This is a genomic window from Gammaproteobacteria bacterium, assembly GCA_021647245.1.
Taxonomy (GTDB): Bacteria; Pseudomonadota; Gammaproteobacteria; order RBG-16-57-12; family RBG-16-57-12; genus JAFLJP01.
In genome coordinates this window covers 1-10,690 of record JAKIVC010000053.1, presented here as the reverse complement: position 1 = coordinate 10,690, position 10,690 = coordinate 1, and the positions used below count along the sequence as shown (strand labels likewise).

General features: G+C 49.8%; 9 protein-coding genes and 1 other RNA gene. 2 read left to right on the top strand and 8 right to left on the bottom strand.

Annotation, left to right across the window (positions count from 1 at the left end; all coding sequences use genetic code 11):
- The first annotated feature begins 98 nt into the window (after positions 1-98).
- Together L3J94_11860 and L3J94_11855 are read left to right on the top strand one after the other, a co-directional pair.
- Positions 99-1,829, top strand: a complete 1,731-nt coding sequence (locus tag L3J94_11860; GenBank protein MCF6219418.1) for a helicase — start codon at positions 99-101, stop codon at positions 1,827-1,829.
- A gap of 540 nt (positions 1,830-2,369) precedes the next feature.
- Entirely contained in the window at positions 2,370-3,812 is a 1,443-nt protein-coding gene (locus L3J94_11855; GenBank protein ID MCF6219417.1) for an HDOD domain-containing protein, read from the top strand.
- A gap of 9 nt (positions 3,813-3,821) precedes the next feature.
- Here the strand turns inward: L3J94_11855 and recR are convergent, their stop codons facing one another.
- The 8 genes from recR to L3J94_11815 form a co-directional block, all read right to left on the bottom strand.
- On the bottom strand, positions 3,822-4,418 hold the full coding sequence (gene recR, locus L3J94_11850) for a recombination mediator RecR (GenBank protein ID MCF6219416.1): 597 nt from the start codon (positions 4,416-4,418) through the stop codon (positions 3,822-3,824).
- A 6-nt stretch (positions 4,419-4,424) separates the two neighbouring features.
- Positions 4,425-4,748: a YbaB/EbfC family nucleoid-associated protein gene (locus L3J94_11845; GenBank protein MCF6219415.1), complete on the bottom strand. Its 324-nt coding sequence runs from the start codon at positions 4,746-4,748 to the stop codon at positions 4,425-4,427.
- A 105-nt stretch (positions 4,749-4,853) separates the two neighbouring features.
- Entirely contained in the window at positions 4,854-6,722 is a 1,869-nt protein-coding gene (gene dnaX / locus L3J94_11840) for a DNA polymerase III subunit gamma/tau (protein ID MCF6219414.1), read from the bottom strand.
- A gap of 106 nt (positions 6,723-6,828) precedes the next feature.
- Positions 6,829-6,925: signal recognition particle sRNA small type (gene ffs / locus L3J94_11835), an RNA gene on the bottom strand.
- Positions 6,926-7,028: 103 nt separating this feature from the next.
- Positions 7,029-7,322, bottom strand: coding sequence for a hypothetical protein (locus L3J94_11830; protein MCF6219413.1), 294 nt, complete (start codon positions 7,320-7,322; stop codon positions 7,029-7,031).
- A gap of 127 nt (positions 7,323-7,449) precedes the next feature.
- Positions 7,450-8,292, bottom strand: coding sequence for a deoxyribonuclease IV (gene nfo, locus L3J94_11825; protein MCF6219412.1), 843 nt, complete (start codon positions 8,290-8,292; stop codon positions 7,450-7,452).
- 62 nt (positions 8,293-8,354) lie between these two features.
- A complete protein-coding gene (locus L3J94_11820) occupies positions 8,355-8,801 on the bottom strand; it encodes a DUF4124 domain-containing protein (protein ID MCF6219411.1) in 447 nt (148 codons plus the stop codon).
- Between the two features lie 31 nt (positions 8,802-8,832).
- On the bottom strand, positions 8,833-10,470 hold the full coding sequence (locus tag L3J94_11815; protein MCF6219410.1) for an alpha-D-glucose phosphate-specific phosphoglucomutase: 1,638 nt from the start codon (positions 10,468-10,470) through the stop codon (positions 8,833-8,835).
- Positions 10,471-10,690: the final 220 nt, after the last annotated feature.

Sequence of the window (10,690 nt, the reverse complement as noted above, 5' to 3'; positions counted from 1 at the left end):
AGCATTTTCTTCAGTACGGTCTCTTTTCGTTCTTTTGGATAACTCATTTATGCCTCGTTTTGCCCACGCTCGATGATTATTGAAGTTTATTCTAACGGATGGGCAACTATGCTGACAGAGGGGGCTATCATGGTATTCATGATGAAACGGTGGACTACACGGAAATTCCTTGGCGTAACGGTCGCTTTGATCCTCATGACCTGAGCAATAAGCTGGCAACGCTCGCCCGTGCAAAACATGCGCTTTCGATGTGGCAAACCTTGCACCAAAGTCGCACTTTGGCGTTCTGTGTCTCACGAATTCATGCGGAGTTCATGGCAGATTATTTTTGCCAGGCAGGTGTTCGTGCCGCGGCGGTACATGCGGCATCTGCTATGCCTCGTCATGCTGCATTGAAACAGTTGGAAGCCGGAGCATTGGAGGTTGTTTTTTCGGTTGATCTATTTAATGAGGGTGTAGACCTCCCAGCTATTGATACGGTGATGATGCTCAGGCCGACTGAATCGAAAATTTTATTTCTGCAGCAACTGGGCCGTGGTCTGCGACTGCATCCCGGTAAAGATCATGTGCAGGTATTGGATTTCATTGGAAACCATAAGGCATTTCTGAATAAACCGGAGTCTTTGTTTGGTGTGCGCTCTTTGCGTGAATTTGTTCAGCGACAACAAAATAACGATTTGCCGCTACCCAAGGGGTGTTACGCCAATTATGAACTGGCTGTAATCGATTTTTTACAACAGGTAATCAAGCGCCTGCCTAAAGGAGTTATTGATACCTACGAGCTTTTGAAGTCAACGAATCAAGTGCGGCCCAGCGCGGTCGACCTGTATCATGCGGAAATTAATTTCACAAAAATCAGAAAAAAGTTTGGCAGCTGGTTTGGCTTGATTGAAAATCGGAATGATTTTAACGAGCATCAGCAAGCCGTACTACAAAAACATCACGCCTATTTTCTCGATATAGAAAAAGCGGCCATGACAAAGTCCTACAAGATGGTGTTGCTGGAGGCGTTATTGGAACTTGATGGTTTTGTTCAGCCGCAGACGATACACGATTTGGCGATTCGCTCAGGTGAAATTTTACTGCGCCGTTTGCCATTGATTGCCAAGGACCTACCTGAGCGTTTTAAAAATTTAGCAGATACTCTCATAACACGGCCTGGCCAATGGATTACTTACTGGAACTCCAACCCCGTGAATGCATTTATTGGTGGCAATAGAAAGCAGGGCGAGCGGTTTTTCATTCTGGATGGGGATAAACTGAAGCCAAACTTTATATTGGCAACAGAAGACCGTGATCTCTTTTATTCAATGACTCAAGAGTTGGTGGACTACAAGCTGGCAATGTATATGGACCGAGAAGATGTGCCCGTCAATGTGGAGGCCAATCAAGATTGGGATGAGCTTCCCTTTTTTCCTAATCTCAAAATTGCTTGTGGTCATTTCAAAGCTGCAGACGGTGAAAATAAAGCTATAGTAAAAATTCCACCACATTATCGTGTTAACCCAGCGCGTCATTTTATTGCTCGTGCTTCAGGTCATTCGATGAATGGTGGCAAGCATCCCATCTGTGATGGTGACTATCTACTAATGGAATTAATCAGCTCGGAGCGTGCCGGTTCGATCAGCAATCAAATCATGGCTGTCGAGAGACACGATGCAAGCGGTGAGGATCAATATGTTTTGCGGGTAGTGAGAAAGCGCGGTACTGGTGACTATTATCTTCAGGCAAACAATCCCGACTATGCAAATTTTGATGCCACCGAGGATATGCGTACCTTTGCGCGCTTGCGAGAAATCATTGCACCCGGCGATGTGCTAGAAACTTGAGAAAGGTATTTCACGAATGCCTGTTGGTAAGGTCTCCAGCTTACACTCGGGATTTGAGTCAATGTGAGCCTCATGCCCACAATGTCCCCATCGGCACAGCAAATAGCTTATCACCAAATGCGCGGGTGTGATCGCCATCATAGAGCCATATACCCAGTTTAAATGGATGAACTCGGTTGAGTCACTCTATGGGACCTTTGCACGACGTTGCTCCCAGTGATGTGGTGACGGTGTGAGAAGGTATTCCTCACTCACGAAGGTCTCTTTCCTTTTTGAAGTTACACTTTATCTTCATCATGCCGAACAAACTAAAACCTACTCAATCAGCAAACCGTGGTGATAGGTAGGACAGAAACTACCTAGCTTCCAGTGCGGTAGGCGCTTTAGGCGGAAGATGGAGTTTATGATGAAATAAAAACATGTGCCGTGCATCTTATCTTTGGCTTCAGGTTAAAGCTTAAACTGTTATCTTGAATTCAGTTGGGCAAAGTTTCAACCAGCATAAACTTACGAGTGATCAATACCAACGGCGGGGGTGTCATGAAGGAGCGTCTACATAAGTGGCTGGATAAGATTGGTACGCTGAATTTTCCGGTATTTCAGCATACAAAAACACGCTTTGAAGATGAGGCGAGTCTTAATAATGAAATAGTGACCGATATTCTGGAAAACGATGTGGGTATGGCGATTAATGTTATCCACCATGTTAATACTCACGCCCGTGGTCACCTTAATCACCGACTGACCACCCTTGATTATGCTGCCATGATGTTGGGGATTGGCAAGATTCGTGAGATTGCTCTTAATAGCCAGTCAGTTGAGGGGTTGCCTGATCAGTTGACTCCCCATATATTGCAGGCGTATGGGCACGCTTTGCAGAGTGCGTTACTGGCTCGGGAAATTTCGATGATGCGGAATGATCTGGTGCCGGATGAGCTCTATTTGGCGGGTTTGCTGCACAGCTTGGGTGGGTTGTCGATGTGGTTGTTGGCACCGGCAGGTATGCGTTCGGTTAGTCGGTTGTTGCAGCGACAGTGCCGTACTTCTGATGAGGTGGAGTATCTGGTTTTTGGCTTTACTCAGAATGATTTGTCGTATGTTTTAGCCAGAAAATGGAATATGCCCGATGCGGTGAGTGAGGCGATGCAGGCAGGTGCTGCAAGCCAGGCGCGCTTAAGGGGCGTGATGATGGCGGAGCAGCTGAGTTTCCTGATTGAAAATAATGGCGATACCTCGGCTGTAACCACATGTTTGGCACAAATTGCGCTGTTTCTTGGGCGTGAGCCTGAGGGGGTGCTGGAGCGGTTATACATCATCCATAATAACTATCTGAAAGTCGCTAAGCAGTACGGAATGCCCTTTGATGAGCGGCTGGCGCGCTGGCAGGGTGCTGCTGAGAAAGGGCAGGGTGCTGCTGCAGTACCCTCGAACAGCGAGCCTCTGGATGAGCGCTATACCATCTGTATTGCACCGCGCTTTGAGCTGCTCACTTTTTTTGATGGCTATCTTGATGGTGATGCGGGTCAGGGTGACTTTTCTATTGCTGATTTTCTCGATCAGGCGGTTCATCTGCTGCATGATGCGGTGGGACTCAATCGAGTGATGTATGCGACAGTCGTTAGCGATACAGACTGTTTACAGGCACGCTATAGTGCCGGTGCTGATCGTGATATTTCATTTAACCTGTTAAGTGTCGATTTATCCCAAAACTCTATTTTTAAGCAGCTGCTAGATCAGCAGTCGCCCCTTTGGGTGACTACCGCGATGTGGGATAAAATGTCGGAGACGATTCCGAGCATTTTAGGCAAAATAAATCCTACACAGAGTTTCTTTGCCTATGGTTTTTCTATTCGGGGTAAGCCCCACGGTGTTTTTTATGCCGACCGCCGTGTGAAGGCGTGCCAGCTAGATCACCACGCTTTTCAGCGTTTTCAGGCGTTGGTTGAACGGTACCAGCTGCTGGTGAATCAGCAGTTGGATTAGTGAGCAGCTTTAAAAGGCTTGTCGCCCTTGCAGTGCTCTGGAGAGTGTTTCGCTGTCGGTATATTCTAACTCACCACCCAGCGGTACGCCAAAGGCGATGCGTGAGCTTTTAATGCCTTGGCGCTGCACCATTTCATGTATGAAATGTGCGGTTGCTTCCCCTTCGACGGTAGGATTTGTGGCCAAAATAACCTCTTTAATCACCTGCGTACTCAATTGCTCTGTTAGCAGATCGAGCCCGATATCATCGGGGCCGATACCGTCGAGCGGCGAGAGGTGTCCCATCAGTACAAAGTAGTGCCCACGGTAACCGGAAGATTGCTCTAATGCGATAACATCGGCGGGTGTCTCCACGACACATATCAGGCTGGCATCACGTCGCGGGTCACTGCAAAGGGTGCACAGTTCTGTTTCGCAGAGTGTGCGACATTGACGACAGTGACCGATTTTTTCCGCCGATTGAAGCAGTGTGTCCGCGAGGCGGCGAGCCGCATCACGATCACGTTCAAGCAGTTGAAATGCCATCCGCTGCGCCGATTTGGGGCCAACCCCAGGCAGGCAGCGGAGGTCGTCAATAAGACGTTTGATGAGTGGAGAGAGTGCCATAAATGATTAAAAAGGAAACTTCATGCCAGCGGGCAAGCCCATGCCCGAGGTCATGCCCGACATTTTCTCTTGGGAGTTTTTCTCAACCTGGCGCACGGCATCGTTAACCGCAGCAGCTAGCAGATCTTCCAGCATCTCTTTGTCATCCGACATCAGCGAGTCGTCAATGTTGACGCGCTTAACATCGTGGCGACCGGTCATGACAACGCTGACCATACCGCCCCCTGCCTGGCCATTGACCTCCATATTAGCAAGCTCTTCCTGAGCTTTTTGCATGTTGGCCTGCATCTGCTGTGCCTGCTTCATGAGTTGGTTCATTGGGTTGCTCATTATTGCCTCATTATGCGTAATTTAAAGGTAGCTACGATTATATACTCAGCCACCGCAAAAAGTGTGAAAATTTAGTCTCTTCTGCCTCTTTGCGGCAAGGTTGGTTCAGGATCCGGTGGGTCGGATGCTATCGGCTATGATTTCGGCTGAAAAGCGTTGTTGCATCGCATGTATAGCCGGGTCATTTTGAATGGATTGTTCTGCTGCTTGTTGTTTTTGCGCCAGTCGTCGTTGCTGAATCTGCATCGGGTTTTCAGTTTCACTCTCACCAATGCTGATCTGTAATTTTATTTCACGATTAAAGTGGCTGCTTAGCGCCTGTTGTAGCTGGTCTTCTCGCTCCCGGTTGATGAACTGTTCATGGCTCTGGATAAGGCAGAGTTCAATCAGGTTGTTCTTATGTGAGGCCAGTGTGCAGTGCATCGCCAGCTGACGGGTTAATCCGCCAATTTTTAGTTGTGCGACCACTTTGTCCCAGTTTGCAGGATGCGGGGTTTCAGTGGCTGCCGAGGTTGCTTCGGGTTGCGGTGCTTCTGCGCTTTTAGCCGTGATAATAGGGGCTTGTTCGGTATTAACAGGGGGGGGTGTTTTTGCCAGGCCCGCCCTGGTTCGGCCTACTCTTTGGCCAGCGGGTGGTTTGCTGGTGAGTGTATTTCGCACGGCGGCCATGGCCGATGCATGGGCGCTATTGGCTACGGCAGCTTCTGTTTTTGCTGCTGAGTTGTGCGCGGCTGTGGCTTCTTTACGGCTGGCTTGATCCGTAGGGTCTAACGGCTTTTTTACGCTGGCAAGCGCCTCCTGCGCCGGGCTATCTTTCTCTCTATTTGGAGGGGTTAAGGTGGGTGGTTCACGGCCACTCGGCGTGTTGGGGGGGGGGGTGCCAGGCAGTGTGGTTGCTGGGTTGAATGCTAACATACGCAGCAGCCCCATCTCCAAGCCGCCGCGAGGGTCGGGTGCTAACGGTAAGTCGCGGCGCATATGCAGTGCAATTTGGTAATAGAGCTGAACCGTTTCAGGTGTCATCTGTGTGGCCAGCAGGGCCAACACTTGGTGTGCATCTTCATCGCTTAGCGCATCGGGCACCATTTGTGCCATGGCAATACGTTGTAATGCGGTGAGCAACTCAGCACAAACGGCTTGGTAGTCGGGTGCTTGGGCCGAGAGCTCTTCAACAGCTGCCATGACCGCTGTGCCATCTTGTTGAGCGAGGCTCTGTAGTAAATTAAATATATAGTGGCGGTCGATAGTGCCCAGCATACTGCGGGTTTCGCTCTCTTTTACTTCACCGCCACCAAAGGCGATGGCTTGCTCCAGCAAGCTAAGCGCATCACGCATGCTGCCATCTGCCCCGTGTGCAATCAGTTTTAGGGCTTCAACTTGAAAGGGTATCTGCTCTTGTTCGAGTAGGTGCTTGAGGTGGTTGCTGATAAGTTCAACCGATATCCGGCGCAAGCTGAATTGAAGACAGCGCGACAAAATAGTCACGGGCAGTTTTTTTGGATCTGTGGTGGCTAGCAGAAATTTTACGTGGGGGGGTGGCTCTTCCAGGGTTTTAAGCAGCGCATTAAAACTGTGGGTAGAGAGCATGTGCACCTCATCAATCAGGTAGACCTTGTAGCGCCCCCGTGTAGGTGCGTACTGCACATTTTCAAGTAGTTCGCGGGTATCTTCCACTTTAGTACGAGAGGCCGCATCTACTTCGATCAAATCGACAAAACGCCCCTCATCAATCTCTCTACAACTTCCACAAGTACCACAAGGTGTTGAGCTGACACCTTGGTCACAGTTGAGAGATTTGGCTAAAATGCGTGAAATGGTGGTTTTTCCTACCCCACGGGTACCGGTGAACAGGAAAGCGTGGTGTAGACGATTGTTGTCGAGGGCGTTAATGAGGGCGCGTAAAACATGCGTTTGCCCTACCATCTCCTTGAAATTACGAGGACGCCATTTTCGCGCTAGAACCTGATAACTCATTGCGTGTTACATCCTGAGATAGAGTGTTTTAACTGGGGTGGAAAAGAGGATGATAACGTAGCTGGGTGATTACATAAAGGGGGGGAGGCGCGATAAAAGTGGCGACCTACATCAGCCACATCTCGGCGCCCGAATCAGTTACTACCGTTGCTCCCTTCCGGGCCTGGCGGAGTTCATAACCTATCGTCGCGAGAGGACCAACATAAGTCACCATAACGCATTACACCAAAGGTGTAGTGGCGGCCATTATACTGATTTGTTTTTTATTTACAATGGGGCTTTGCTTTCTAGTGGGTGAGCGGGTGGCTATGTGTTGATCAGCCCGTCTAGCTTGTTGGCTACCGCCTCCCATACCCTTATGGGATGAGGTGGGTGTTGGCTAGTGTTCAGGCAGGCTTTATGGATGTGATCTTTAAGTGTGTCTATCTGTGTTAAAAGCAGCTCACGCTCCTCTTTTATGCCGCAGAGTGCATCATAGAGCTGTTTTGCATCACTCAGCGCTCCTTTCTGCTCGACACGTTCTACCAATTCAGTAACGTGAACAAGATGGGCTTGATATTTCAAGGCTTGTGCTTCAATCAAGTGTTGTGGCAGGTTCATATACTCCTCCCGTTCCTGAGTGGTGTGGGATGTGCGAGGCAAAAAAGCACTCTACACACCTAAATATAGCCACTTTTTGGGGGAAGGGTAGCTTGTCGTGTTAGCGGCCTTACGGGTTTCTCAGTACTTAATCGATCAGATCATAAAGAATTTCAATCTCTTCAGCCCAGAGTGTGTCGTCAATGGTTTCCAATATCATAGGGATTTCATCAAAGCGCGGGTCGTTCATGATGTAGTCGAAACAGGGCATACCGATCTTGCCCAGCCCTAAGCTTTCATGGCGGTCAACCCGTGAGCCGAGGTCGGGTTTGGAGTCATTGAGGTGCATGCCCCGCAGGTATTGGAAGCCGACAATGCTCTCAAATTCGGAGAAGGTTTTATCACACGCCTCTGCACTGCGCAGATCGTAACCGGCGGTGAAGGTGTGACAGGTGTCCAGACAAACGCCCACCCGGCTCTGGTCGTTCACTTTGTCGATGATGTGTGCCAGATGTTCAAAGCGGTGCCCCAGGTTAGTTCCCTGGCCTGCGGTGTTTTCAATCACTGCGGTGACACCGCTTGTTTGCTCTAGCGCCATGTTGATCGATTCGGCAATGCGATCAAGGCTCTTCTCTTCACTGATTTTTTTCAGGTGCGAGCCGGGGTGAAAGTTAAGTAGTGGCAAGCCGAGTTGTTCACAGCGCTGTATTTCATCGATAAAAGCAGCACGGGATTTATCCAGCCCCTCTTGCTCTGGGTGGCCCAGATTAATCAGATAGCTATCGTGGGGGAGAACGTGTTGTGGGGCGATGCCCGCCGTCAGTAAGTTGGCTTTAAAAGCGTTAATACTCTTTTCGGTGAGTGGCTTTGCCTTCCACTGACGCTGGTTTTTGGTGAATAGCGCAAATGCTTTTGCACCGATTTTTTGGGCGTTTAGTGGGGCGTTTTCAACACCGCCGGATGCACTGACGTGAGCACCAATTCGTTTCATGTTTTGTTTCCGTTTTTAGTGGTCAATAGTGACATGGATTATAAGTCGGATTAGGGGCTTGGCTACAGGCTTTTTTTGCACTGCTGGTAGATCGCTTCATTCAAGTCACGCTCTCGCTGCAATAGCTTGGGTGCTTGTGTTGCCGAGTAGCCGGTGCGCATTCTGGAGCGGAGCTTGTCGAGCTGGCGTTGATAACTTTGGCAACGTCGGCTGTTGTTGGGTTTGTCCTGTCGATTGCTCGTTGATTTTGTTTTTACGGTTGTACGGGGAAGTGCGGGGGGTTGATTCGGCTTAATTGACGGCATTGAGTTGAGTGAGCGGCCATTAGTCTCTAACACCTTCAGGGAGCTGGGCTTGTGTTTGGGCGGCTTGTCGGAGAAGTGAAATTGCCCCTCATCATCTTGCCAGCGGTAGAGCGTCGGGGCGGCAACGAGTGAATGAGAGAGCAAAAATAGAGACAAAAATGCGACCCCGAGAGTGTAAAGTGGTCGCTCTACTCGCTTGGTCACAACTCCTTTTGTTGATGAGCCTGTCATAAGATTAGGTGATGACGGTTGGTCCACTGCGGCCACTCTTCTCCTTCAACCCGGTTAGCATTTCGGCAATATCGATCAGGTCTGCCAGCGCCTCTTGAGTATCAACACTTTGCAGTGCCTGGTTTGGCTCAAACTTCTCTAGGTAAATTCGCACAGTGGCCCCTTCGGTGCCGGTGCCAGAGAGGCGGAATATAATGCGTGAACCATCGGTAAAGAGAATGCGTATCCCCTGGTTTTTGCTGATGCTGTTATCGATAGGATCGGTGTAGCTAAAGTCATCGGCCTTTTCGATGCAATAAGCGCCAAAACCATGACCCATTAATGAGATGAAGCGGCTGCGCAGGTCATCGATAATATTGTTGGCAAGGGTTGCATCGATGGCATCGTAGTCATGGCGTGAGTAGATATTGCGGCCATACTCTTTCCAGTGGTCGATCACAATATCTTCTATCGATTGATGGCGTTCGGCGATAATGTTCATCCAAAACAGTACTGCCCATAGGCCATCTTTTTCGCGCACATGGTCTGATCCGGTGCCAAAGCTCTCTTCACCGCACAGGGTGCACTGGTTTGCATCCAGCAGGTTGCCAAAAAACTTCCAGCCAGTGGGTGTTTCGAAGCGGTTAATACCAAGCCGCTCAGCAACGCGGTCAGCGGCGGCGCTGGTGGGCATGGAGCGAGCGATGCCGGTGATCCCTTTTTTGTAACCTTTTATAAGGTGAGCGTTGGCGGCCATGATGGCCAGGCTGTCACTGGGGGTGACAAAAAAACGTCTGCCCAGCACCATATTGCGATCACCGTCACCATCGGAGGCGGCACCAAAATCAGGTGCGCGCACCGAATTCATGGTCTCGACCAGCTCTGTTGCATAAGCAAGGTTGGGGTCTGGATGGCCACCACCAAAGTCGGGTAATGGTACACCGTTGATGACCGTCCCTTCGGGCGCACCCAGTTGTTGCTCTAATATCTGTTTTGCGTAGGGGCCGGTGATGGCGTGCATGGCATCAAAGCACATTTTGAACTGGCCAGAGCGGAACATCGCTTTGAGCTTAGGGAAATCGAACAGCGTCTCCATCAGCTCGGCATAGTCGGTGACGGGGTCGATCACCTCGACTTTCATCCCGCCAAGGGTATAAACACCCTGAGTATCCAAGTCGATATTTTCAGCATCGATTATTTTGTATTGATCAATCTCTTTGCTGCGGAGAAACATCGCCTCAGTGTACTTTTCAGGTGCCGGGCCACCATTGCCGATATTGTATTTGATGCCAAAATCGCCATCAGGGCCGCCCGGGTTGTGGCTGGCGGAGAGGATAATGCCGCCGAAGGCAGCGTATTTGCGAATGATACATGAGGCGGCAGGGGTAGAGAACAGCCCACTTTGGCCAACTAATACACGGCCAAAGCCATTGGCTGCCGCCATCTTCAAAATAGTGTGCACGGCGACATCGTTGTAGTAACGGCCATCACCACCCACCACTAAGGTCTCGCCGGAAAAGTCTTCCAGACTATCAAAAATGGATTGAACAAAATTCTCCAGGTAGTGCTCACTTTGAAAGCGCGTGACCTTTTTTCTGAGCCCCGAGGTTCCTGGTTTTTGATCACTGAACGGTGTGGTGTTAACAATTTTGACAGAACGCATGCACTCTCCTCGATTTATCTAAATGTGCCCTTTGACCTGATTGAACCATATGCGCCGGTTGAATGCGAGCATGGCAGCCGTGAGATTTTTATCTGCAACCTAAATCCTGCAAGTAAGAATACCGCAAATCACCCCCCCAAAAAGTGATCACTTATTGGCCTGAGGGTGGTGGATTATCACCCACCCTCAAGCTAAAGAAGCAGAATAACGCCCTCGTTGT

Bases quoted from the DNA above. Each gene is read 5' to 3' on its own strand.
- L3J94_11860 (MCF6219418.1), top strand. From the start codon at position 99: ATGGGCAACTATGCTGACAGAGGGGGCTATCATGGTATTCATGATGAA.
- L3J94_11855 (MCF6219417.1), top strand. From the start codon at position 2,370: ATGAAGGAGCGTCTACATAAGTGGCTGGATAAGATTGGTACGCTGAAT.
- recR (MCF6219416.1), bottom strand. From the start codon at position 4,418: ATGGCACTCTCTCCACTCATCAAACGTCTTATTGACGACCTCCGCTGC.
- L3J94_11845 (MCF6219415.1), bottom strand. From the start codon at position 4,748: ATGAGCAACCCAATGAACCAACTCATGAAGCAGGCACAGCAGATGCAG.
- dnaX (MCF6219414.1), bottom strand. From the start codon at position 6,722: ATGAGTTATCAGGTTCTAGCGCGAAAATGGCGTCCTCGTAATTTCAAG.
- L3J94_11830 (MCF6219413.1), bottom strand. From the start codon at position 7,322: ATGAACCTGCCACAACACTTGATTGAAGCACAAGCCTTGAAATATCAA.
- nfo (MCF6219412.1), bottom strand. From the start codon at position 8,292: ATGAAACGAATTGGTGCTCACGTCAGTGCATCCGGCGGTGTTGAAAAC.
- L3J94_11815 (MCF6219410.1), bottom strand. From the start codon at position 10,470: ATGCGTTCTGTCAAAATTGTTAACACCACACCGTTCAGTGATCAAAAA.